General features: G+C 55.0%; 18 protein-coding genes. 5 read left to right on the top strand and 13 right to left on the bottom strand.

What is annotated here, in order from left to right:
- Positions 1-102 precede the first annotated feature (102 nt).
- The 3 genes from aroA to ACMGGH_RS12970 form a co-directional block, all read right to left on the bottom strand.
- Entirely contained in the window at positions 103-1,386 is a 1,284-nt protein-coding gene (gene aroA, locus ACMGGH_RS12980) for a 3-phosphoshikimate 1-carboxyvinyltransferase (protein WP_232948042.1), read from the bottom strand.
- Positions 1,387-1,455: 69 nt separating this feature from the next.
- On the bottom strand, positions 1,456-2,544 hold the full coding sequence (serC, locus tag ACMGGH_RS12975) for a 3-phosphoserine/phosphohydroxythreonine transaminase (RefSeq protein ID WP_063449166.1): 1,089 nt from the start codon (positions 2,542-2,544) through the stop codon (positions 1,456-1,458).
- Between the two features lie 162 nt (positions 2,545-2,706).
- On the bottom strand, positions 2,707-3,399 hold the full coding sequence (locus tag ACMGGH_RS12970; protein ID WP_059356802.1) for a DUF421 domain-containing protein: 693 nt from the start codon (positions 3,397-3,399) through the stop codon (positions 2,707-2,709).
- A 127-nt stretch (positions 3,400-3,526) separates the two neighbouring features.
- Here ACMGGH_RS12970 and ycaO point away from each other — a divergent pair, with 127 nt between their 5' ends.
- The 4 genes from ycaO to pflA all read left to right on the top strand — a co-directional run bounded on the left by ycaO (position 3,527) and on the right by pflA (position 9,828).
- Positions 3,527-5,287 carry a 30S ribosomal protein S12 methylthiotransferase accessory factor YcaO gene (ycaO, locus tag ACMGGH_RS12965; RefSeq protein WP_049136587.1) on the top strand — a complete coding sequence of 587 codons (1,761 nt, stop codon included), beginning with the start codon at positions 3,527-3,529 and terminating at the stop codon, positions 5,285-5,287.
- 406 nt (positions 5,288-5,693) lie between these two features.
- A complete protein-coding gene (gene focA / locus ACMGGH_RS12960; protein ID WP_028012564.1) occupies positions 5,694-6,551 on the top strand; it encodes a formate transporter FocA in 858 nt (285 codons plus the stop codon).
- A gap of 51 nt (positions 6,552-6,602) precedes the next feature.
- Positions 6,603-8,885, top strand: coding sequence for a formate C-acetyltransferase (gene pflB / locus ACMGGH_RS12955; protein ID WP_023338210.1), 2,283 nt, complete (start codon positions 6,603-6,605; stop codon positions 8,883-8,885).
- Between the two features lie 202 nt (positions 8,886-9,087).
- Complete coding sequence (gene pflA, locus ACMGGH_RS12950) at positions 9,088-9,828, top strand: pyruvate formate lyase 1-activating protein (protein WP_028012563.1); 741 nt, start codon at positions 9,088-9,090, stop codon at positions 9,826-9,828.
- A 36-nt stretch (positions 9,829-9,864) separates the two neighbouring features.
- Here the strand turns inward: pflA and ACMGGH_RS12945 are convergent, their stop codons facing one another.
- From ACMGGH_RS12945 to lrp, 10 genes are all read right to left on the bottom strand, one after another.
- Complete coding sequence (locus ACMGGH_RS12945; RefSeq protein ID WP_047368209.1) at positions 9,865-10,395, bottom strand: anti-virulence regulator CigR family protein; 531 nt, start codon at positions 10,393-10,395, stop codon at positions 9,865-9,867.
- Between the two features lie 122 nt (positions 10,396-10,517).
- Positions 10,518-11,666, bottom strand: coding sequence for an MFS transporter (locus tag ACMGGH_RS12940; protein WP_045261768.1), 1,149 nt, complete (start codon positions 11,664-11,666; stop codon positions 10,518-10,520).
- Between the two features lie 275 nt (positions 11,667-11,941).
- Positions 11,942-12,805, bottom strand: coding sequence for a dimethyl sulfoxide reductase anchor subunit family protein (locus tag ACMGGH_RS12935; RefSeq protein WP_028012560.1), 864 nt, complete (start codon positions 12,803-12,805; stop codon positions 11,942-11,944).
- A gap of 1 nt (position 12,806) precedes the next feature.
- On the bottom strand, positions 12,807-13,424 hold the full coding sequence (locus tag ACMGGH_RS12930; protein WP_232948041.1) for a DMSO/selenate family reductase complex B subunit: 618 nt from the start codon (positions 13,422-13,424) through the stop codon (positions 12,807-12,809).
- 10 nt (positions 13,425-13,434) lie between these two features.
- Complete coding sequence (gene dmsA, locus ACMGGH_RS12925; protein ID WP_232948040.1) at positions 13,435-15,879, bottom strand: dimethylsulfoxide reductase subunit A; 2,445 nt, start codon at positions 15,877-15,879, stop codon at positions 13,435-13,437.
- Between the two features lie 211 nt (positions 15,880-16,090).
- The gene (gene serS / locus ACMGGH_RS12920) at positions 16,091-17,383 is read right to left on the bottom strand and encodes a serine--tRNA ligase (protein WP_008499983.1); all 1,293 of its coding nucleotides are present in this window, start codon (positions 17,381-17,383) and stop codon (positions 16,091-16,093) included.
- A 92-nt stretch (positions 17,384-17,475) separates the two neighbouring features.
- Positions 17,476-18,819: a replication-associated recombination protein RarA gene (rarA, locus tag ACMGGH_RS12915; RefSeq protein ID WP_045630019.1), complete on the bottom strand. Its 1,344-nt coding sequence runs from the start codon at positions 18,817-18,819 to the stop codon at positions 17,476-17,478.
- A gap of 9 nt (positions 18,820-18,828) precedes the next feature.
- On the bottom strand, positions 18,829-19,443 hold the full coding sequence (lolA, locus tag ACMGGH_RS12910; RefSeq protein ID WP_028012557.1) for an outer membrane lipoprotein chaperone LolA: 615 nt from the start codon (positions 19,441-19,443) through the stop codon (positions 18,829-18,831).
- Between the two features lie 127 nt (positions 19,444-19,570).
- Positions 19,571-23,266 (bottom strand): DNA translocase FtsK 4TM domain-containing protein, encoded by a 3,696-nt coding sequence (locus ACMGGH_RS12905; RefSeq protein WP_232948039.1) that lies wholly within the window; start codon positions 23,264-23,266, stop codon positions 19,571-19,573.
- A gap of 135 nt (positions 23,267-23,401) precedes the next feature.
- Complete coding sequence (lrp, locus tag ACMGGH_RS12900) at positions 23,402-23,896, bottom strand: leucine-responsive transcriptional regulator Lrp (protein WP_000228469.1); 495 nt, start codon at positions 23,894-23,896, stop codon at positions 23,402-23,404.
- A gap of 544 nt (positions 23,897-24,440) precedes the next feature.
- Here lrp and trxB point away from each other — a divergent pair.
- Positions 24,441-25,409, top strand: a complete 969-nt coding sequence (trxB, locus tag ACMGGH_RS12895; protein ID WP_028012555.1) for a thioredoxin-disulfide reductase — start codon at positions 24,441-24,443, stop codon at positions 25,407-25,409.
- The last annotated feature ends 37 nt before the right edge of the window (positions 25,410-25,446 follow it).

The raw sequence follows: 25,446 nt of genomic DNA, 5'->3' as shown, positions 1-25,446 counted from the left end.
GCAAATTACGGAATGATAGAAGCAGAGTGTAGAAGAAATGAGCGGGAAAGATCGTCAGGAAGCGTAAGGAAATGCCGCATCAGGTGATGCGGCAAGACTTCATCATGCCAGGGTGCTAATGCGCGCCAGCTGTTCGAAATAGTCCGGGAAGGTTTTCGCCGTACATTTCGGATCGAGAATGGTCACAGGGGTATCGGACAGCGCCACCAGCGAGAAACACATCGCCATACGGTGATCGTTATAGGTCCCGATTTCAGCAAAGTTCAGTTTTGCCGGAGGGGTAACGCGAATGTAATCTTCGCCCTCTTCTACCTCAGCGCCGACTTTACGCAGCTCGGTTGCCATCGCGAACAGGCGGTCCGTCTCTTTTACGCGCCAGTTATAGATGTTGCGCAGCGTGGTGGTGCCTTTGGCAAACAGCGCCGCGGTGGCAATGGTCATCGCCGCATCCGGGATATGGTTCATGTCCATGTCGATGGCGTTCAGCTCACCGTGGGTACAGGAGATGAAATCATCCCCCCAGGTGACAACCGCGCCCATTTTTTCCAGCACGTCAGCAAAACGAATATCGCCCTGCACGCTGTTGCGGCCAATGCCGGTCACTTTTACCGTACCGCCTTTAATCGCGCCAGCGGCAAGGAAATAGGATGCGGATGAAGCATCGCCTTCAACCAGGTAGTTGCCCGGCGACTGGTACTGCTGCGCCCCACGCACGACAAAGCGCTGATAAGACTGGTTTTCAACCTCAACGCCGAAGGTTTTCATCAGATGCAGCGTAATATCAATATACGGTTTGGAGACCAGCTCACCTTTAATCGTGATAACCGTATCCTGCGGGGCCAGCGGCGCGGTCATCAGCAGCGCCGTCAGGAACTGGCTGGAGACGCTGCCGTCAACCTCGACGGTACCGCCGGTAAAGCCCCCGCGCAGACGCAGTGGCGGGTAATTTTCCTGCTCCAGATACTCAATCTGCGCGCCGCCCTGACGCAGGGCATCTACCAGATGGCCGATCGGACGTTCCTTCATGCGCGGCTCGCCGGTCAGCACGATGTTATTGCTCCCGAGGCACAGGGCCGCCGCCAGCGGACGCATCGCGGTCCCCGCGTTACCCAGAAACAGCTCAAGCTCTTCATTCGCCTGCAGCGCGCCGCCGTTGCCGGTCACTTCGCAGCGGGTGCGATCGTCAGAGAGTGTGTAATGAACGCCCAACGCTTTCAGCGCATTGAGCATATGGCGCACGTCATCGCTGTCCAGCAGGTTGGTGAGGACGGTGGTGCCGTTTGCCAGAGCTGCCAGCAGCAGAGCGCGGTTCGAGACACTTTTTGAACCAGGCAGATTGATGGTGCCATCTACCCGCGCGATAGGTTGTAACGTCAGGGATTCCATGAAAACTAAACTCTCAACTCAACATAATAAAAACCCCGCAGGGACGCTGCGGGGGTGAAAAACAGCAAATTAACCGTGACGACGTTCGAAGTCGATCATGAAATCGGTCAGGGCTTTAACCCCTTCCAGCGGCATGGCGTTATAAATGGAAGCACGCATCCCGCCAACCACACGATGGCCTTTCAGCGCGTGCAGACCCGCCGCGAACGACTCTTCCAGGAACACGCTGTCCAGGCTGCTGTCTGCCAGCTGGAACGGTACGTTCATGCGGGAACGGTTCGCTTTCGCCACATCGTTACGGTAGAAATCGCTCTTGTCGATCGTGCCGTACAGCAGTTCGGCTTTCTGCTGATTGATCTTGTCCATCTGCGCCACGCCGCCGTTTTGCTTCAGCCATTTAAAGACCAGGCCGGAGAGGTACCAGGCAAACGTAGGTGGGGTGTTGAACATGGAGTCGTTGTCATTCAGAACGGTGTAATCGAGAATTGACGGGCAGGACTTATGGGCTTTCCCCAGCAGGTCTTCACGGACGATGACAATAGTCAGCCCAGCAGGGCCGATGTTTTTCTGAGCACCTGCGTAAATGACGCCGTAGCGGCTGACGTCCAGCGGAGTGGACAGAATGGTTGAAGAGAGGTCCGCCGTCACAATGACATTGTCGCCAAAGTCTGGCTCTTCGTGAATGGCGATGCCGTCGATGGTTTCGTTCGGGCAGTAGTGGAGATACGCGGCGTTGTCAGACAGCTGCCACTCGCTCATCGGCTTCACGGCGCGCAGACCGTCAACGGTCACTTTGGCGTCGATAACGTTCGGCGTGCAGTATTTGTGCGCTTCTTTTACCGCACTGGCTGCCCAGTAGCCAGCATCGACGTAATCAGCGGTGGTTTTGTCGCCCAGCAGATTGAGCGGGATGCCCGCAAACTGGCCGCGTCCACCGCCGTGACAGAACAATACTTTGTAGTTCGAGGGAATGTTCAGCAGATCGCGAAAATCCTTTTCTGCCTCTTCCGCCACCTGAATAAACGCTTTACCCCGGTGGCTGATTTCCATCACCGACGTACCCAGACCGTTCCAGTCACACAACTCCTGTTGAGCCTGTTTGAGCACGTCTGCCGGTAACATTGCCGGACCTGAACTGAAATTAAAAACTTGAGCCATTTCCCCTCACCACGCTAAAAGCCATAAGTTATAACTGTGGATATCGGTTTTATCATTCAGTGACACGCGCCGCAATGTCTAAAACTTATGACCGGGGAAATGTGCCCTTCGTCACACAAAACAATCTGCCGCTTCGTCGTCACAAAACCGACAAAATCGCTATCAGACGAGGCGTTTAGCCCGGCTAACCTTTGTCCATTCCGGATTTGCACAACGAGGGCATAATTGATGATCGCCCGCATGCATCCCCACAACATGACTACATTTTATACATGCATACTCCCCGGTTTCAGGTACCACCCTGAACCGTTCTACTAACATATCCGGCAGGATACACAGGCCGGGCTTAACGTCGTCATCAGCATAGTAATAGACGCTGATTTGCCCATTGGTTTCCATGATCGCCAGCCGCACCTGCCCGAGCTGTTCGACGCTATTCAGACGCAGCTCCATAAAGAACTCAAACTCGGTCATATTGGCGCTTTGCACATTTTCCCAGGCCAGCTGACCGTCCTCGACGATAACGACCGGCTTCCCTTCAAGCAGATCTTCCAGCTTTTCACTTTTCGACATTAGCCACATCACCAGCCGGTAAAGCAAGGCGAGGGAAACAAAAACGATAAACACCGGCACCATCGGCACGTCGTCATAGAAGGCAACATCCCCCGCCGCCGAGCCCAGCGTCAGGATGATTAGCACTTCAAAGAGCGACATCTGACGAACGCCACGACGGCCGGTAATTTTGAGAAACAGGAAGACGAGTACGAAGGTATACAGGCTGCGCAGCGCCACTTCGCCCAGAAATTCAGGTGGAACTTTATCAAACGCCATCCGCTGGAGATCAAATGCTTTCATTTTTCTATGCCTTAACAGTCAGTTACTGCTACTAAGCATAGCCCAGCCATTTATTTTCGCCGGAGATAGCACCCGTCACGCAAAACCCGTATCATTGCGCGCTTTACGTACGATAAAAGTGAACGCCATGACTCAAACGTTTATCCCCGGCAAAGACGCCGCTCTGGAAGATTCCATCGCTCGCTTCCAGCAGAAACTGACCGACCTGGGCTTTAACATCGAAGAAGCCTCCTGGCTGAACCCGGTGCCTCACGTCTGGTCCGTGCACATTCGCGACAAAGACTGCGCGCTCTGCTTTACCAACGGTAAAGGTGCGACGAAAAAAGCGGCACTGGCCTCTGCGCTGGGTGAGTATTTTGAGCGTCTGTCCACCAACTATTTCTTCGCTGACTTCTGGCTGGGTGAAACCATCGCCAACGGCCCGTTCGTTCACTATCCGAACGAAAAATGGTTCCCGCTGACCGAAGACGATGAACTGCCGGAAGGCATTCTGGATGGCCGTCTGCGTGCCTTCTACGATCCGGAAAACGAACTGACCGCCAGCATGCTGATCGATCTGCAGTCTGGGAATGAAGAGCGTGGGATCTGCGCCCTGCCGTTCACCCGTCAGTCTGACGAGCAGACCGTCTATATCCCGATGAACATCGTCGGCAACCTGTATGTGTCCAACGGTATGTCCGCCGGTAACACCCGCAATGAAGCGCGCGTGCAGGGCCTGTCTGAAGTGTTCGAGCGTCACATTAAAAACCGCATCATCGCTGAATCCATCAGCCTGCCTGAAATTCCGGCAGACGTGCTGGCGCGCTACCCGGGCGTGGTGGAATCCATCGCGAAGCTGGAAGCGGAAGGTTTCCCAATCTTTGCCTATGACGGCTCGCTGGGCGGTAAATATCCGGTTATCTGCGTCGTGCTGTTTAACCCGACTAACGGAACCTGCTTCGCCTCCTTCGGCGCGCATCCTGACTTCGGCGTGGCGCTGGAGCGTACCGTGACCGAGCTGCTGCAGGGCCGTAGCCTGAAAGATCTCGACGTGTTTACGCCGCCAACGTTTGACGATGAAGAAGTGGCCGAGCACACCAACCTCGAAACCCACTTCATCGACTCCAGCGGTTTGATCTCCTGGGATATGTTCAAGCAGGACGCGGACTATCCGTTCGTGGACTGGAGCTTTGCCGGTACCACCGAAGAAGAGTTCGCTACATTGATGGCAATCTTCGACGCCGAAGATCAGGAAGTCTACATTGCCGACTACGAACACCTGGGCGTTTACGCGTGCCGCATCATCGTACCTGGCATGTCCGATATCTACCCGGCGGAAGATCTGTGGCTCGCAAACAACAGCATGGGCGCGCACCTGCGTGAAACCCTACTCTCCCTGCCGGGCAGCGAGTGGGAAAAAGAAGATTATCTCAACCTGATAGCCCAGCTGGACGATGAAGGCCACGATGACTTTACCCGCGTGCGCGAGCTGCTGGGTCTGGCGACCGGGAAAGACAACGGCTGGTACACGCTGCGCATCGGTGAACTGAAAGCGATGCTGGCCCTCGCGGGCGGCGATCTGGATCAGGCTCTGGCCTGGACAGAATGGACCATGGAGTTTAACCAGTCGGTCTTCTCCGCCGAGCGCACCAACTATTACCGCTGCCTGCAAACCCTGCTGCTGCTTGCACAGGAAGACGATCGCGAGCCACTGCAGTACCTGAACGCTTTCGTACGTATGTACGGTGCTGAAGCGGTTGAAGCCGCCAGCGCGGCGCTGAGCGGTGAAGAGCCGTTCTACGGTCTGCAGGCGGTTGACAGCGATCTGAAAGCCTTCCCGGCGCATCAGTCTCTGCTGAAGGCCTATGAAAAGCTGCAGAAAGCAAAAGCCGCTTACTGGTCAAAATAAACGCATATAACATTAACGGCAGTAGGCGTATTCAATCGTCTGGGCTATATTACGGGGCAATTTCATTGCCCCGTTTTTTATTCTCTTCGGCAATGATTGTTGATTGTAATAATAAAGTTAAACACGGGTAAATATAATAATATTTGCCTGGGCTTTATTGTTACTTTTTATGGTAAATACTCCATATTAATTAACTGTTTCGAAGGGGGCCGAACGAAAAAATTCAACTCTTTTCATAACTTTTAAAATTTATTTTTATACGGATAATCAAATACTTACACCGCATTTGTTGTAAAACCATACATACTGCGGGCCTATAAGCCAGGCGAGATATGATCTATATCAATTTCTCTTCTATAATGCTTTGTTAGTATCTCGTCGCCGACTTAATAAAGAGAGAGTTAGTGTGAAAGCTGACAACCCTTTTGATCTTTTACTCCCCGCCGCGATGGCAAAAGTTGCCGAAGAAGCGGGTGTCTATAAAGCAACGAAACACCCGATGAAGACGTTCTATCTGGCGATCACCGCTGGTGTGTTCATCTCTATCGCTTTCGTCTTCTACATCACCGCCACCACCGGTACTGCCGGAATGCCTTTCGGCATGGCCAAACTGATTGGCGGCATTTGCTTCTCACTGGGTCTGATTCTCTGCGTCATTTGCGGCGCCGACCTCTTCACCTCAACGGTGCTGATTGTTGTGGCGAAAGCCAGCGGAAGAATTACCTGGGGTCAACTGGCGCGCAACTGGCTTAACGTCTACGTTGGTAACCTGATTGGCTGTCTGCTCTTTGTTCTGTTGATGTGGCTCTCTGGCGAGTATATGACCGCCAACGGTGGCTGGGGGCTTAATGTCCTGCAAACCGCTGACCACAAAATGCATCACACATTTATCGAAGCCGTTGCTCTCGGCATCCTCGCAAACCTGATGGTCTGCCTGGCGGTCTGGATGAGCTACTCTGGCCGTAGCCTGATGGATAAAGCCATGATTATGGTTCTGCCGGTTGCGATGTTTGTTGCCAGCGGCTTCGAGCACAGTATTGCGAATATGTTCATGATCCCGATGGGGATTGTTATCCGCAACTTTGCAAGCCCGGAGTTCTGGACCGCAGTTGGTTCATCCCCGGAAAGTTTCTCTCACCTGACTATTATGAATTTCATTACTGATAACCTGATCCCCGTCACTATCGGGAACATTATCGGTGGGGGTCTGTTAGTTGGGTTGACATACTGGGTCATTTACCTGCGTGGCGGCGACCATCATTAATGGTTGTCTCAGGCAGTAAATAAAAAATCCACTTAAGAAGGTAGGTGTTACATGTCCGAGCTTAATGAAAAGTTAGCCACAGCCTGGGAAGGTTTTGCGAAAGGTGACTGGCAGAATGAAGTCAACGTCCGTGACTTCATTCAGAAAAACTATACCCCGTATGAAGGTGACGAATCCTTCCTGGCTGGCGCAACTGACGCGACCACCAAGCTGTGGGACAGCGTAATGGAAGGCGTTAAACTGGAAAACCGCACTCACGCGCCAGTTGATTTTGACACCTCCGTTGCATCCACCATCACTTCTCACGATGCTGGCTACATCAACAAAGCCCTTGAGAAAATTGTTGGTCTGCAGACTGAAGCACCACTGAAACGCGCCATCATCCCGTTCGGTGGTATCAAAATGGTTGAAGGTTCCTGCAAAGCGTATAACCGCGAGCTGGACCCAATGCTGAAAAAAATCTTCACCGAATACCGCAAAACCCATAACCAGGGCGTATTCGATGTTTATACCAAAGACATTCTGAACTGCCGTAAATCTGGCGTTCTGACCGGTCTGCCAGATGCCTATGGCCGTGGCCGTATCATCGGTGACTACCGTCGCGTTGCGCTGTACGGTATCGACTTCCTGATGAAAGACAAATACGCGCAGTTCGTTTCCCTGCAGTCTGACCTGGAAAACGGCGTAAACCTGGAAGCGACTATCCGTCTGCGTGAAGAAATTGCTGAACAGCACCGCGCGCTGGGTCAGATCAAAGAGATGGCGGCTAAATACGGCTGCGATATCTCTGGTCCTGCGACCAACGCTCAGGAAGCTATCCAGTGGACCTACTTCGGCTACCTGGCCGCTGTTAAGTCTCAGAACGGTGCAGCAATGTCCTTCGGCCGCGTATCCACCTTCCTGGATGCGTACATCGAACGTGACCTGAAAGCAGGTAAAATCACCGAGCAAGACGCTCAGGAAATGATTGACCACCTGGTCATGAAACTGCGTATGGTTCGCTTCCTGCGTACCCCAGAATATGATGAACTGTTCTCTGGTGACCCAATCTGGGCAACCGAATCTATCGGCGGTATGGGCGTTGACGGCCGTACGCTGGTAACCAAAAACAGCTTCCGCTTCCTGAACACCCTGTACACCATGGGTCCTTCTCCGGAGCCAAACATCACCGTTCTGTGGTCTGAAAAACTGCCTCTGAACTTCAAGAAATTCGCCGCTAAAGTGTCCATCGACACCTCTTCTCTGCAGTACGAGAACGATGACCTGATGCGTCCGGACTTCAACAACGACGACTACGCTATCGCTTGCTGCGTAAGCCCAATGGTTGTTGGTAAACAAATGCAGTTCTTCGGTGCGCGTGCAAACCTGGCGAAAACCATGCTGTACGCTATCAACGGCGGCGTTGATGAAAAACTGAAAATGCAGGTTGGTCCTAAGTCTGAGCCAATCAAAGGCGACGTGCTGAACTATGACGAAGTCATGGAGCGCATGGACCACTTCATGGACTGGCTGGCTAAGCAGTACGTGACCGCGCTGAACGTTATCCACTACATGCACGACAAGTACAGCTACGAAGCCTCTCTGATGGCGCTGCACGACCGTGACGTTATCCGCACCATGGCGTGTGGTATCGCAGGTCTGTCCGTTGCGGCTGACTCCCTGTCTGCAATCAAATACGCGAAAGTTAAACCAATTCGTGACGAAGACGGCCTGGCCGTAGACTTCGAAATCGAAGGCGAATACCCGCAGTTTGGTAACAACGACGCTCGCGTTGATGACATGGCGGTTGACCTGGTAGAACGTTTCATGAAGAAAATTCAGAAACTCACTACCTACCGTAACGCTATCCCGACTCAGTCTGTTCTGACCATCACCTCTAACGTTGTGTATGGTAAGAAAACCGGTAACACCCCAGACGGTCGTCGTGCTGGCGCGCCATTTGGCCCAGGTGCTAACCCAATGCACGGTCGTGACCAGAAAGGTGCTGTAGCTTCTCTGACCTCCGTTGCTAAACTGCCGTTTGCTTACGCGAAAGATGGTATCTCTTACACCTTCTCTATCGTGCCAAACGCGCTGGGTAAAGACGACGAAGTGCGTAAAACTAACCTCGCGGGTCTGATGGATGGTTACTTCCACCACGAAGCGTCCATCGAAGGTGGTCAGCACCTGAACGTGAACGTAATGAACCGTGAAATGCTGCTCGACGCGATGGAACATCCTGAGAAATATCCTCAGCTGACCATCCGCGTATCTGGCTACGCAGTACGTTTTAACTCCCTGACGAAAGAACAGCAGCAGGACGTTATCACCCGTACTTTCACTCAGTCCATGTAAGTGGAATTGACTGAAATCACGCGTTAAAAAGCGTACAATAAAGGCTCCACGCAAGTGGGGCCTTTTAACACCCTCGCTTCACCAGTCTCTTTTGTCCGCTATCTATACTTTATGGATAACAGCCAAAACAGACTCGACATAGCCTTTGAGCTGTGCAACTACACAGGCCCCCGGATGGGCCAAATTCGGAGATATCACCGCAATGTCAACTATTGGTCGCATTCACTCCTTTGAATCCTGTGGCACCGTCGATGGCCCGGGGATCCGCTTTATTACCTTTTTCCAGGGCTGCCTGATGCGCTGCCTGTACTGCCATAACCGCGACACCTGGGACACGCACGGCGGTAAAGAAGTCACCGTGGAAGATCTGATGAAAGAGGTGGTGACCTACCGCCACTTTATGAACGCATCCGGCGGTGGCGTGACCGCGTCCGGCGGTGAAGCTATTCTTCAGGCTGAGTTTGTCCGCGACTGGTTCCGCGCCTGCCATAAAGAAGGCATTCATACCTGTCTCGACACCAACGGCTTTGTGCGCCGCTACGATCCGGTCATTGATGAACTGCTCGACGTGACCGATCTGGTGATGCTCGATCTCAAACAGATGAACGATGAGATCCACCAGAATCTGGTTGGCGTTTCTAACCACCGTACGCTGGAGTTTGCCAAATACATCGCCGATAAAGGCATCAAAACCTGGATCCGCTACGTTGTTGTTCCCGGCTGGTCAGATGACGATGACTCCGCGCATCGCCTGGGTGAATTTACCCGCGACATGGGCAACGTCGAGAAAATTGAGCTTCTGCCCTATCACGAACTGGGTAAACATAAATGGGTGGCGATGGGCGAAGAGTACAAGCTTGATGGCGTGAAGCCGCCGAAAAAAGAGACGATGGAACGCGTGAAAGGTATTCTTGAGCAGTACGGCCACAAGGTCATGTATTAAAGAGAAGGCCCGGTAAGAACCGGGCCTTTTTATATTCTATTTAAAGACGCCGTTAATTACGGAGGTCACAATCGCCGTACTCAGCGCAATTAAGACCAGATCGTCCCCGACCACGCGCCATTCATAGCCCGGGTAGGAAGGAAGCTGGCCGAGCATAGAGGCTGGTACGGTCTTCTTCGCAATGCCCGGAGGAAGCGGTTTACCGCGTGCGAGGTTTTTCGCAATCCCCGGAGGCAGAGACTCATAGCCCGTTAAGCCATAATTCAGTGCCAGGTGGCGGGCATGATCGAAGCTCACGCGAGCGTCGACGTCATTACCGACATCTTTGCTGTTTTTGAAGCTCTTATCCGATTTTCCAGGGTTTTCCTTTCCGCTATTTTGCTTATTACCATGGTTACCGGAATTACCAGAATTCCCGTTACCATGATTGCCGCCATTACCTTGTCCGCCACTGTTTCCATGACCACCGCCATTCCCGTTTCCAGGATTAGCCATGACCGGAGCCGTTGCAAACGTTAAAGACAACACTACGGCAAGTGCGGTAGTGGAAAAACGACGTATAGACATGATTGTTGCCTTTTGTGGTAGAACTCATTTGAATTATCGCCAGGCGGGGAAAACAAACAATGCGTAAAAGTCTTATATGTGACAGGGACAAAAAAGCCTGTCATCGACAGGCTTTTATTTAATCAGGCGTGCGCCACAGGGGTTGGATGCTCGCCCGCTTTGCGCAGCAGCATCAGGAGATAAATAAACGACACGCTGGCAATCATGATAAACAGCAAATTGTCGGAATAATTCTGCATCAGCATCGCGGTAAATGTCGGTCCCAGCAGGCTACCGATGGTATAGCTTAATAATAGTGCCTGGTTCATTGCCACGAGCTGGTGATGTTCTACTTTCTCACAGGCCCACGCCATCGCGACGGGGTAAAGCGTGAATCCTGCGGCCCCGAGAATAAACAGTGCAGGCGCCATCGCGGCGTTGCTGAGCATCGCAAGGCATCCCATGATCACCACGAAGACCTGAACGCGCAGCACCAGCAGACGACCAAAACGGTCCGCCAGGCGGCCAATCGGCCATTGCCCCACAATACCCGCACTGACCATCACCGCCATCCAGAAACCAATTCCGGAATCGCTGACGCCCTGATGATTCAGGTAGAGCGGCATCAGGCCATAGAGCGAGCCCAGTACAATTCCCGAAATAATGCAGCCGTTTACGCCCAGACGCGCCTGACGGAGTCTCAACATCGGCCAGACGTGGGTCGCTTCCTGATGTTCGCTGTTCTGGTTAACAATGCGCGTAAAGAGCAGCGGCAGGATCGCGGCCAGCACCATGCCGGTTACCCACGGCAGTACGCTCATCAGGTCGGTTGGCAGCTTGCTGACCATCAGTTGACCCAGAACGGTACCGACGTAGTAAACCATCATATAGGCCGCCAGCAGACGACCGCGGTTGCGGGAGGTACCGCTACACATCAGCGCGCTTTCAACCACCACCCAAATCATCGCGCAGCCGACGCCGGCGATAAAGCGCCATGCCATCCAGCTCCAGAAGCCCACCATCAGACCCAGACCGGCGCACCCGGCAGCGAAAATCAGCGAGGCCAGATAATAGCTGCGATTAAAGCCAAAACGCTTAATCAGGCTACCGGTTAATAATGTGCCCAACAGGTTCCCGGTGAAAAAGGACGAGCTGACCATACCCACCTGCCAGGTAGGTAAGTTTTCATGGGCGAGCCACAGCGGGACGAGCGTGTTTAACACGGCGATCGCCAGGGTCAACAGAAGCAGGCCACAGAGCAACAGGAGCACTGGCCGGGTATAGGTGGTCATGGATTAAAAACCGTGAGGAAGTTCAGATTTCGTGCGCATCATGCCACTGGCAAAAACAAAGTCAATCCACAGATTTAGCCGGCTCGCACAATATGTTCCCTGTCGATTTAAAAAACTTATCCTGCTAATGCAGCGCCTGCTATAGATATTAATTATGTATCTGTTTTTATTTATTAATGACCGAAATTAAAACAAAACGACAGTCGAAAAATTTCATGAATGAAAAAAAGAAAAGCCGGGCGCTATGTCCCGGCTTTTTATAACGAAAAATGAAATTAGCTTGCGATAGCCATACCGACCGTCATATGCAGGCCGTAAAACACACCGCGACCAATTAACTCCCCTGCCAGCACCAGCACAAAAGCCAGTGACAGGAGCGGCAGTGCAGGCTGATAACCTTTAAGCTGAGGGCCGATCCAGCACACCAGCGCAGCTGCCAGCAACACCACACGCCAGGCCATCAGCGAACCGTAGTCCGGCACCAGCGCAGAAGCCTGCTGGATAGAGCTGTGAATGGTTGCCAGCTCGGCCCCCTGCATCAGGGCGACCATCGCGCTCACCACCAGCGCCAGCAGCGAAACGGCTGGCAGCAGACGCATTGCCCAACCGTTTACCCCCGCCACGCGCAGCAGCAGGTAGCCCAGCAGCGGCCCGCCGATAAACATCGTCAGGAAGAAGCTCATCGGCGTCCAGACGCTGTACCAGGTAGGAACGGTATCGATGGTGTTATAGACGCGCACCATCATCCACACGAACACCACGCCCAGTACCATGGTGACGATCAGCCACAGGCTGCGCAGGCCCGCAGGCAATTTCTTCAACGCAGCCAGCAGCCACCCCAGCCCGCCGACGGCAAAGAAGATTGCCCCGCTGGCAATTTCGTTACTGAGCGACGACGCCCCCACGCGGTTCAGGGAGTTAAACGCGCGCATCGGTGAGCCCAGGTGCAGCGTAGAGGCGATAAATCCAATCCCCATCAGCACCCACAGGCCAAACATGCTCAACACTAAACGCTGCTGCTGTTCGGCATTGAGGTTCCCTTTTAACAGCGCCAGCGCCAGAACAATAAAGCCGCCCACTACGCACTGCCCAAAGACCGTGAAGATCATCAGCGGCCATTCATGCCATCCACTTCCCATCTCACACCTCCTTCGGATTTGCCAGGTAGCCGGTGGTGTCACCCGTCGGACGGCTGTTGGCGTTAGGTTTAATGACAATACTCGGCTTGGTGAAGTGCGCGGACGGCAGCGGTGCCACTGCGGCAAGCTGACCGTGTTTCTGACGCAGCTCTTCTATAGGACCAAAATCCAGCGCGCGCAGCGGGCAGGACTCGACGCAGATTGGCTTTTTGCCGTCCGCTACGCGGCTGTGGCAGCCGTCGCACTTGGTCATATGTCCTTTGGCGGCGTTGTACTGCGGCGCGCCGTACGGGCACGCCATATGGCAGTAGCGACAGCCGATGCAGACATCTTCATCCACCACCACAAAACCGTCCTCCCGCTTGTGCATCGCCCCGCTCGGGCACACTTTTGTGCAGGCCGGATCTTCACAGTGGTTACAGGCAATCGACAGGTAATAAGCAAAGACGTTCTGATGCCAGACGCAGTTATCTTCCTGCCAGTCGCCCCCGGCGTATTCGTAAATGCGGCGGAAGCTCACGTCCGGGGTGAGATCTTTATAATCTTTACAGGCCAGCTCACAGGTTTTGCACCCGGTGCAACGGCTGGAATCAATGAAAAATCCATACTGGGTTGTCATCGGTTACTCCTTAAACCTTTTCAACCTGGACAAGGTTTGTGTGAGACGGGTTGCCTTTCGCCAGCGGCGACGGACGCTGCGTGGTCAGGACGTTAATACTGCCTGCCTGGTCGATGCGGTTGGCATCCGGGCTGTACCAAGCCCCTTCCCCCAGTGCCACTACGCCAGGCATCATGCGCGGTGTCACTTTGGCTTCAATGTGTACCTCGCCGCGACCGTTAAAGATACGCACGCGATCCCCGTTACGGATACCACGTGCTTTGGCATCCATCGGGTTGATCCACATCTCCTGGCGGCAGGCGGCCTTCAGTACGTCAACGTTACCGTAGGTGGAGTGCACGCGCGCCTTGTAGTGGAAACCGGTCAGCTGCAGCGGGAATTTCGCCGTCAGCGGATCGTTATAGTTTTCGAACCCCGGCGTGTAGATCGGCAGCGGATCGATAACATCTCCCTCCGGCAGCTCCCAGGTAGACGCGATTTTTGCCAGCGCTTCGGAGTAGATTTCGATTTTGCCCGACGGCGTGGTCAGCGGATTCGCCTGCGGATCTTCACGGAACGCTTTATACGCCACGTGATGCCCTTCCGGGTCACGCTGCTTGTACATGCCCTGCTTGCGGAAGGTGTCGAAGTCCGGCAGGTCTGGAATGGCTTTACGAGAGAGCTCGTGCAGATGGCGCATCCACCCTTCCTGAGTACGCCCTTCGGTAAACTGCTGTTCGACGCCCAATCGCTTCGCCAGTTCGGAGGTCATCTCATAGATGGTTTTGCACTCGAAGCGCGGCTTGATGGCCTGGTCGGTAAAGATCACGTAGGACATGTTGCCGCAGGAAGCGTCCAGCGCGAAATCCATCTGCTCAGACGCGGTGCAGTCCGGCAGCAGAATATCGGCATATTTTGCCGAGGAGGTCATGTGGCAGTCGATCACCACAATCATCTCGCACTTCTTGTCGTCCTGCAGAATTTCATGGGTGCGGTTGATTTCCGAGTGCTGGTTGATAAGGCAGTTGCCGGCGTAGTTCCAGATCATCTTGATCGGCACATCCAGCTTGTCTTTGCCCCGAACGCCGTCGCGCAGCGCGGTCATTTCCGGGCCGCGCTCGATCGCGTCAGTCCACATAAACATGGAGATGCTGGTCTGAACCGGGTTATCCAGCGTCGGCATCCGCTCAAACGGCACTTCATAAGAACCTTCGCGCGCGCCGGTGTTACCGCCATGAACGCCGACGTTGCCGGTCAGAATTGAAAGCATGGAGATAGCGCGGGTGGCGATTTCACCGTTCGCATGACGCTGCGGTCCCCAGCCCTGGCTGATGTAGGCCGGTTTAGCTGAACCAATCTCACGCGCCAGCTGAACAATGCGCTCGACCGGAATACCGGTGATGGTGGAGGCCCACTCCGGCGTTTTCGCTACGCCGTCGCTGCCCTGGCCGAGAATATATGCCTTGTAGTGACCATTGGCAGGGGCACTGGCTGGCAGCGTTTTCTCGTCATAACCGACGCAGTATTTATCAAGGAACGGCTGATCGACGAGGTTTTCAGTAATCATCACCCACGCCAGCGCGGAAACCAGTGCCGCATCGGTACCGGGACGAATGGGGATCCACTCATCTTCGCGCCCGGCACCGGTGTCGGTATAGCGCGGATCGATAATGATCATGCGGGCATTAGATTTGGCGCGGGCCTGTTCGAGGTAGTACGTCACCCCGCCGCCGCTCATGCGGGTTTCGCCCGGGTTGTTACCGAACAGGACGACCAGCTTACTGTTTTCGATATCGGACGGGCTGTTGCCGTCGGCCCAGCCGCCGTAGGTGTAGTTCAGACCTGCGGCAATCTGTGCGGAAGAGTAGTCGCCGTAGTGGTTGAGATAACCGCCGCAGCAGTTCATCAGACGCGCGACCAGCGTTTTACCCGGTGGCCAGGAGCGAGTCAGCGTGCCGCCCAGCGTCCCGGTGCCATAGTTCAGGTAGATGGACTCGTTGCCGTACTCTTTGATCAGGCGCTGCATGTTGGTGGCGATAATGTCGTAGGCTTCGTCCCAGCTAATGCGCTCAAACTTCCCTTCCCCACGCTTACCGACACGCTTCATTGGGTATTTCAGACGATCCGGGTTGTAGACGCGGCGACGCATGGAGCGACCGCGCAGGCAGGCGCGAACCTGGTGTAACCCTTCGTAGTTATCGTCCCCGGTGTTGTCGGTTTCGACATACTTCATTTCGCCATCCACCACGTGCATACGCAGCGGACAACGGCTACCGCAGTTTACGGTACACGCACTCCACACCACTTTTTCCGGAGCTGCGGCTGCGGATAGTGCGTCCGCCGCCGACGCCAGCCGGGTAAAAGGGAGCGTGAAGGCGCTGCTGGCTACAGCCAGGCCGCCTATTGCCGTGGTTTTCATCAACCCACGGCGAGTGACCTCGGCAGCCATTAACGCTTCAGGCGCTTTGATTTTCATAGAGACTCACTTTGGTTGCTCACAAAGAAAAAAGAGGCGGCACGAACCGCTATATAGTTTTGTAAATAACGAATTACTTCGTTATCAGCGTCTTATGCTGACTTTCATTCGGAGGAGTATTACTACTTTAGAGGGAGGGGGTATTGCGTAGTGTCAATTCATAGGCATAAAAAAAGCGCCCGAAGGCGCTTTTTTGTTGTGAGGCAAAGAATTAGCCGATGTACTGCTGGCCTTTCATGTATGGACGCAGCACTTCAGGGATCTCGATGCGGCCATCTGCCTGCTGGTAGTTTTCCAGCACGGCAACCAGCGTACGGCCAACAGCCAGACCAGAACCGTTCAGGGTATGCACCAGACGGGTTTTCTTGTCAGATTTGCTGCGGCAGCGTGCCTGCATGCGGCGCGCCTGGAAATCCCAGACGTTAGAGCAGGAGGAGATTTCACGGTAGGTGTTCTGTGCAGGCACCCAGACTTCCAGGTCGAAGGTTTTGCAGGCACCAAAGCCCATGTCACCGGTGCACAGCGCCATGCGGCGATACGGCAGGCCCAGCAGCTCCAGCACTTTTTCCGCATGGCCAGTCATCTCTTCCAGCGCGTCCATGGATTCTTCCGGACGGACAATCTGCACCATCTCGACTTTGTCGAACTGGTGCATACGGATCAGACCACGGGTGTCGCGACCGTAAGAACCGGCTTCTGAACGGAAGCACGGAGAGTGTGCCGTCAGCTTGATTGGCAGATCGTCTTCGTCAATGATCTCATCACGCACGAGGTTGGTCAGTGGCACTTCCGCGGTTGGGATCAGCGCATAGTTGCTGCTGTCTGCTTCTTCATCCAGCGGACGGGTATGGAACAGATCGCCGGCAAATTTCGGCAGCTGGCCCGTACCGTACAGCGTATCGTGGTTAACCAGATACGGAACATAGGTTTCGCTGTAGCCGTGCTGCTCGGTGTGCAGATCCAGCATGAACTGCGCCAGGGCGCGGTGCAGATGGGCAATCTGACCTTTCATTACTACGAAGCGAGAGCCGGTCAGCTTAACCGCAGCGGCAAAGTCCAGGCCCGCGTGCATTTCGCCCAGCGTCACGTGATCGCGCACCTCGAAGTCAAACTCGCGAGGCGTACCCCAGCGCTTCACTTCAACGTTGTCGTTCTCGTCTTTGCCGACAGGCACGCTGTCGTCAGGAATGTTCGGGATAGCCAGAGCGATGTCACGAATTTCGGCCTGAAGAACGTCCAGCTCCGCTTTCGCCTGATCCAGCTCTTCACCCAGCTTGTTCACTTCCAGGCGTAATGGCTCAATATCTTCCCCGCGCGCTTTCGCCTGGCCAATGGATTTCGATCGAGAGTTACGCTCTGCCTGCAGATTTTCAGTTTGTACCTGCAGTACTTTACGACGCTCTTCAAGAGCGCGCAGCTTATCTACATCCAGCTTAAAGCCCCGGCGTGCCAGTTTTTCAGCGACTGCGTCTGGCTCATTACGCAGCAGATTGGGATCGAGCATGCTTATCCTGTGCTTATCGAATTAAAATAGGAAATGTGACCACAGCCTGCGGTCACAAGGATACAATTGCCAACATTACCGCAACGATTGAACTAACGGTAGCGTTTTATAGGGCTATTTTGATCCTGTCCGGCGAGCCAGGTGAGCTTTTCACCAATCTTGCCTTCAAGACCTCTGTTTGTGGGATGATAATAGCGCGTTTGTGCCATCTCCTGCGGGAAATATTCCTCCCCGGCGGCGTAGGCGTTAGGCTCATCATGGGCGTAGCGATACTCCTGCCCGTAACCCATCTCTTTCATCAGTTTGGTTGGCGCATTGCGCAGATGAACCGGCACATCGTAGTCCGGGCGCTCGCGCGCATCCGACATCGCCGCTTTGAACGCGGTATAGACCGCATTGCTTTTCGGCGCGCAGGCCAGATAGACAATTGCCTGCGCAATGGCGCGTTCGCCTTCCGCCGGGCCTACGCGGGTGAAGCAGTCCCAGGCTGAAAGCGCAACCTGCATGGCGCGCGGGTCGGCATTGCCAACATCTTCTGACGCAATCGCCAGACAGCGGCGCGCAACATATAGCGGATCGCCACCTGCGGTAATGATACGTGCGTACCAGTAGAGCGCCGCATCCGGCGCGCTGCCGCGCACCGACTTATGCAGCGCCGAGATCAGGTCGTAGAAACGGTCGCCTTTATTATCGAAACGCGCGCTGCGCTCTCCGGCAATTTCCGTGAGCAGTTCAGGCTTCAATACGCGCTTGCCCGCATCGTCCACTTCGGCCATATCGGCCATCATTTCGAGCGTGTTCAGCGCGCGGCGCGCATCGCCGTTGACCAGCTCCGCAATCGCACGTCGCGTGTCGTCAGGCAGAACGATATCCTGCCCGCCGTAACCGCGCGATTTGTCGTCCATTGCCTGGGTCAGAACCTTTTCGATATCTTCTGTGGTCAGGGATTTAAGCAGGTAGACGCGGGCGCGGGACAGCAGCGCCGAGTTGAGTTCAAACGACGGGTTTTCGGTGGTCGCACCAATGAAGAAGATCGTCCCGTCCTCAATGTGCGGCAGGAAAGCATCCTGCTGGCTCTTGTTGAAGCGGTGGACTTCATCGACAAAGAGAATGGTGCGGCGTCCGGCATTACGGTTCTGACGCGCGCGCTCGATCGCCTCGCGGATCTCCTTCACGCCAGACGTTACCGCCGAGATGCGCTCAACGTCCGCGTTGGCATAGCGGGCGATCACTTCAGCGAGCGTGGTTTTTCCGGTACCGGGGGGCCCCCAGAGGATCATGGAGTGCAGATGCCCCGCCTCAATAGCGCGCGGCAAGGGTTTCCCCGCAGCCAGCAGATGCTGCTGACCGATGTACTGCGCTAAATTTTCTGGCCGCATACGGGCGGCCAGAGGTTGAAACGCATTATCTGAAAAATCGAGCGACAGGTTGCTCACTCACGCCTCTTACTTATTGCGTTGGTCGTCCACCGTTACGCCCTGCGGCGGGGTAAAGGTGAATTTCGATGCGTCAACGGCGCCGTTTTGCTGAGACTTAAGCTGGTAGCTGCTGCGCTGATCGTCCTGCTCAACCGCGCCGAACTGATTAATGGTACCGTTGGTGCTTACGTTGATGGTGAACTGCTTCAGATTGCCGTTGCTGCCTTTCGGCGTCAGGACAAACTCATCACCGTTCTGTTTAATGTTGTACTGCTGCCAGTCGCTGGTCTGGTTGCGGGCGATCAGCATAAACGGCGTATTGCTGGTCGCGTCTTTCAACCAGGTCGCAGTGGCCTGCTCAACAAACGGGTTGAAGAACCACAGGGTTTTACCGTCAGAAACCAGGATGCTCTCATCCGGCTGGGTCATGTGCCAGTTAAACAGATTGGGGCGTTTCACCCACAAATCACCCTGTCCTTCCTGCACCGCGTTGCCGCTGCCGTCCGTCACTTTTTGTGTGAAGCTGGCGTGGAAGCTGCTTACTTTATCCAGTCGGCTTTTAAGGTCGCTGGCTGCATCAGCCCAGACGCTGCTGGCTACAAAACTGGTGAGTAATGCACAGGCGATGGCGATTTTTTTCATTGTTATTCCTTAAAATACGTCTTCCCGAAATGGGGTTTCCGTTTCTATTCTGGACCTGCCCGAAGGCAGGCGACAGAAGAATATGCTTAATTTTTGCTGATTTACCCTTCTTTGCAATCGCTGAAGGTTAATCAAACGGCGGCGGAGCCAGCACTTCACGGTTACCGTTGTGCCCCTGCTCGCTCACAATGCCCTGCGCTTCCATCTGCTCGATGATGCGCGCCGCGCGGTTATAGCCGATGCGGAACTGACGCTGCACGCCAGAGATGGACGCTTTGCGTTTTTCAGTAACGAAATTAACCGCCTGGTCGAATAACGGATCCAGCTCTTCGCCGCCGTCAAAGCCACCACCGCCGCCTTCGCTTTCGCTGTCGGAGGTAATGCCGTCAACGTACTGCGGACGTCCGCGCGCCTTCCAGTCCTGCACCACGGCGTGTACTTCCTGGTCGCGAACAAACGCGCCGTGTACGCGCACCGGAGAGGTGGAGTTCGGACCGGAGTACAGCATGTCACCCATTCCCAGCAGCGACTCAGCGCCGCCCTGGTCAAGAATGGTACGGGAGTCGATTTTGCTCGAAACGGTAAACGCAATACGGGTCGGAATATTCGCCTTAATCAGACCGGTGATAACGTCCACGGACGGACGCTGGGTCGCCAGCACCAGGTGAATACCTGCCGCACGCGCTTTCTGTGCCAGACGCGCGATCAGCTCTTCCACTTTCTTCCCGACGGTCATCATCAGGTCGGCGAATTCATCCACCAGCACGACGATATAAGGCAGTTTCTCCAGCACAGGATGCTGGGCATCCATGCTGTCACCCGGCTTCCAGTATGGGTCCGGAATCGGACGCCCCATGCGCGCCGCCTCGGCGATCTTCTCGTTATAACCGGCCAGGTTACGCACGCCCAGCGCCGACATCAGCTTGTAGCGACGCTCCATTTCATTGACGCTCCAGCGCAGGGCGTTGGCGGCGTCCTTCATGTCGGTGACCACTTCCGTCAGCAGGTGCGGAATGCCTTCGTAGACCGACAGTTCGAGCATTTTCGGGTCGATCATGATGAAACGCACGTCTTCAGGCTGCGCTTTGTAGAGCATGCTAAGGATCATGGCGTTCACGCCGACCGATTTACCGGAACCGGTGGTACCCGCTACCAGCAGGTGAGGCATTTTCGCGAGGTCTGCCACTACCGGGTCGCCGGCGATATCTTTACCCAACACCACGGTCAGCGGAGATGGGTTATCGCGGAACTTGGTGTTATCCAGCACTTCACGCAGGTAAACGGTCTGACGTTTCTTGTTCGGCAGCTCAAGGCCAACGTACGGTTTACCCGGAATCACTTCCACCACACGTACCGCCACGGTCGACAGAGAACGCGCCAGGTCGCGGGAGAGGTTAGAAATACGCGCGGCTTTGACGCCCGGCGCCAGGTTCAGCTCGAAACGGGTGATCACCGGACCCGGCGAGTAGTTCACCACGTCCGCCTTGATGCGGAAGTCTGCCAGACGGGCTTCCACCAGACGGGCCATCTGCTCCAGGGCAAACGTATCAACCGGCTCGACTTCAGCCGGTGGCGGCGTCAACAAATCCAGCGAAGGCAGCGGCGTGCTCGGACGCTGCAGCGGACGGCTATCACCGTTACGCATCAGCAGTGGGTGAATCAGGCTCTCCTGCGGCTGCGGTGCTGGCTGCTGGTACTGCGTAGGCTGCTGTTGTGGCTGCTGCGGTTGCGCATATGGCTGCTGAACAGGTTGCTGCGGCTGCGCGTAAGTCTGTGCCTGCGGCGCTGGCGGCTGACGCACAGGCTCAGCTTCAGGCATCACGCTTGGGGTGAACAGCGGCTCGCTCGGGCCATCATCCACCAGATCTTTCATCGGCGAGAACTCGAAATCCGATAATGAGAACGGGTTCGCACCAGCTGGCTGTTCACCTGAGTAACGCTGCTGCTGGGTTGCCGCAAACTGACGCGCTAATTCGGCTTCAGCAGCGTCATCTTCGTCTTCCAGCATAGGTTCATCATGCTGATAGTCTTCACCGTAGCGCTGATTCTGCTGCGCGGCGAACTGGCGCGCCAGCTCGTCCTGCTGCATTTCATCAGCATCATCTTCGTAGTCCGTCCCACGCGCTTTCTCTTCGGCCATCCGTTGGGAAGGCAGCTTGATCCCATAGGAGGCAAGCTCACGACGAGTTGGAACGCGGACGCGGTTAGGGCGAGGCAGTTGCGGACCAATTCCCTCTTTCACCTGCGGACGCGGCGCACCGCCCGTTGCCAGGCTAAAGACAGGTGCCGCCGCCGCTGCGGCTGCGGTAGCCTGCTTCACGCTTTCCGCTACGGGGGCAACAGCAGGCGTCGGGTCGACCGGTGGAACCGAAACCGACGGGGCTTTTGGCGCAGGTTCCTGCACCGGTTCAGGCACAGGCTGATACCATGCCGCCAGCTGTTCGCGCTCACGAGCACGGCGTTCTTCAACTTCTTCAAAATAGTACATTGGCGGACGAGACGGTTTCACCTCTTCCACCACCTCAGGTTCAGGCTGAGGCTCGACATAAGGCTGCACAGGTTCAACCGGTTCAGGCACGTGCTCCTGATAAGGCTGGGCCACAGGCTGCTCATAGTGCGGCTGTTCATACTCAGGTTGCGGCGGCTGATAAGGCTGCTGCCACTGCTCCTGCTGCACGGGGATATAGCTCTCTGGTTCCGGCGCGATAACAGGCTCCGGCGTGTGGACACCCGGCGCGGTCTGCCAGGCAACCTGAGGCTGCTGAATAGCGGATTCCGGAGGCGGAACCGGCGCGGATGGCATCACGGCTTCGACAGGCGCGGCATACGCCTGTGATGCTGTCGTTGCGGCTGCGGCCGCGGCAACCGGCGCGGTAACGGTATGGCCGTTAAGCAGCGGATCGTATTCATCGAAATCACCCGGCATCGCCCGGTTGCCGGAGAAAAGCACATCATCAGGATCGACTGCACTACCCGCTGCGCGGTACTCCACCTGCTCGTCTTCATCCATACGCTTACCGGAGAAGAGCGCCGCGTCGGTTTTACGTCCAAGCGGGTTGGCAAATTTTTCAGCAACGCGCTGGCGACGCGCCAGGGCACCGCGCAGAATACGAGCACGACGAGATTCACGACGTTGCACCGGCGCATCGTCTTCCTCTTCGTACTCATCTTCATATTCTTCTTCATCGACCCACGTGTCGTCGCGGCGGGTACGGTTGCTCGCGAAGGTCAGGATCGTCAGAATAAAGCTGCCGATCTTTTCGGCAATGCTCACCCATGACCAGCCGGTAAACAGCGTCAGCCCGGCCGCCCAGATGCAGAGCAGCGCCAGCGTGCCGCCGCTGCTGTGAAGCATCGGCTGTAGCGCAGAGCTCAGCAGGCTGCCAATCACCCCACCGGAGGCGAAGTACCAGATATCATCGGCATTAATCGCCGCCAGCCCGCAGGAGGTGAGGATCAGCGCCAGGGCGCCAATCAGGCGCAGGGAAACCGCAAAATAGTCGATGTAATCATCGTTCTGACGATGACGCCATGCAAACCAGCATCCGCCAATGATTATGACGGGAATGGTGTAGGCCATCACACCGAAAATGAAAAAGAGCGTGTCCGCAAGCCAGGCTCCGGGTACGCCGCCTAAATTATGGATAGGCTCATGCCACGCGGTTTGCGACCAGCTGGGATCGGAGGGGTTGAAACTGAGTAAGGCTGCCATCAGCCAGACGGCAAAAAGGGCAATAACGATCAGCAAAGCCTCGAGGAGACGACGTCCGCTGCTTAGCTTCGATAGTGTGACTTCTTTGTCTTCAGTGTATTCCTGGCTCAAGAAAGGCTCTCCAGGTATCAGGCATATCCTGCCTGTTTGCTAAAACGGACAACAGCGCCGGGGCTCCCCGGCACTGTTGCTGTATGGATTAACAGGAGTGTAATCAAACTACGCTGATTTTGCACCTGTTCCGTGTTAGCGCGTCTTAATAACCAGACGATTGCTCTGTTTGACCTCTTCCATCACCACATAGGTACGGGTGTCGTTCACGCCTGGCAGACGCAGCAGGGTTTCCCCCAGCAGCTTACGGTAGGCGGACATATCAGGCACACGGGTTTTCAACAGGTAGTCGAAATCACCGGACACCAGATGACACTCTTGAATTTCTTCAAGTTTTTGTACAGCGGCGTTAAATTGCTCAAACACATCCGGCGCACCACGATTCAGAGTAATCTCAACAAATACCAGAAGTGAGGCATCCAGATAATGCGGGTTCAGCAGAGCCGTATAGCCCTGAATAAAACCCTGTCTTTCCAGTCGGCGCACACGCTCAAGGCACGGCGTCGGGGAAAGTCCCACACGTTTTGAAAGCTCGACGTTGGAAATACGCCCATCCTTTTGCAATTCATTAAGAATGTTACGATCGATACGGTCGAGATCTTTGCCAGGGCGCTTCTTGCTATCTACCATTATTATTGTCTCTCTGTATTCCTTCCCTACTCCTGCCTGGACCCTGTGCACATCACTGTTCAGAGCCTGTACCCGTTAGTCATCACATCGCCTGGTTATGTATTAGACGCGATGCGGATTCGGGTTCTGTTGGTAAGAAGACCGCTGCCCGAAGGCTGTCACCGACATCACGTATGGCGTCTGTCCACGCCATGCGTAGATTTCACTGACACGGTAAAAATGGCATTTACGTGCATGCCTATGCGGCATACGGTTAACGCGGTTTTTTTTCTTCCTTGAATGTTTTCGCAAATGCGCAGGGGATTGTCAAAGCAAAACATCGTTTTTTAGTACAAGATGCCGGATATTCATTACGGGGGGGTATTAATCCTCATTTTACTGCTTTATAAACGAGCGGTTTTCAGTAGAAAACGGGATGTAACGGCACTGGATTCATCGGGCGCAGCTATTGCATATATCGAAAGCAAAATCCCAGTGCTCTTTTTTTACGGCAACAAATTCCCTACAATCCAGCCCATTGCCTGCCAACAACAATGGGGATCTCATGGGCACGACCAAACACAGTAAGTTGTTAATCCTTGGTTCTGGACCTGCGGGATATACCGCGGCGGTCTATGCTGCACGCGCAAACCTGCAGCCGGTTCTGATCACCGGCATGGAAAAAGGCGGTCAGTTGACCACCACCACGGAAGTGGAAAACTGGCCGGGCGACCCGAACGATCTGACCGGGCCGCTGCTGATGGAACGCATGCACGAGCATGCCGCCAAATTCGAAACCGAAATCCTGTTCGACCACATTAATAAAGTGGATTTGCAGAACCGTCCGTTCCGCCTGACGGGTGACAGCGGTGAATACACCTGCGATGCGCTAATCATTGCTACCGGCGCCTCTGCCCGTTATCTCGGCCTGCCGTCCGAAGAAGCGTTCAAAGGCCGCGGCGTCTCTGCCTGTGCGACCTGCGACGGTTTCTTCTACCGTAACCAGAAAGTCGCGGTTATCGGCGGCGGTAATACCGCGGTGGAAGAAGCGCTGTACCTGGCGAACATTGCCTCTGAAGTGCATCTGATCCACCGTCGTGACACCTTCCGCGCCGAGAAGATCCTTATTAAGCGCCTGATGGATAAAGTGGCGAGCGGCAACATCGTTCTGCACACCAACCGTACCCTGGAAGAAGTCACGGGCGATCAGATGGGCGTTGCGGGTCTGCGCATTCGTGATACCCAGAACACCGATAACGTCGAAACGCTGGAAGTGGCGGGCCTGTTTGTGGCAATCGGCCACAGCCCGAACACCGCGATCTTCGAAGGCCAGCTGGAGCTGGAAAACGGCTATATCAAAGTGCAGTCCGGCATTCACGGTAACGCGACCCAGACCAGCATCCCGGGCGTGTTCGCTGCCGGTGACGTGATGGACCATATTTATCGTCAGGCGATCACCTCTGCGGGCACCGGCTGTATGGCCGCGCTGGACGCTGAACGCTACCTCGACGGACTGGCTGAACAAGGTAAATAATCTTTACAAGTCAGTAACAAACGTAAATAAAGGCGGC

Origin of the sequence: Enterobacter sp. BNK-16, from assembly GCF_048684955.1 — a bacterium.
GTDB classification, from domain to species: domain Bacteria; phylum Pseudomonadota; class Gammaproteobacteria; order Enterobacterales; family Enterobacteriaceae; genus Enterobacter; species Enterobacter bugandensis.
This window is presented reverse-complemented; position numbering and strand designations above follow the sequence as displayed.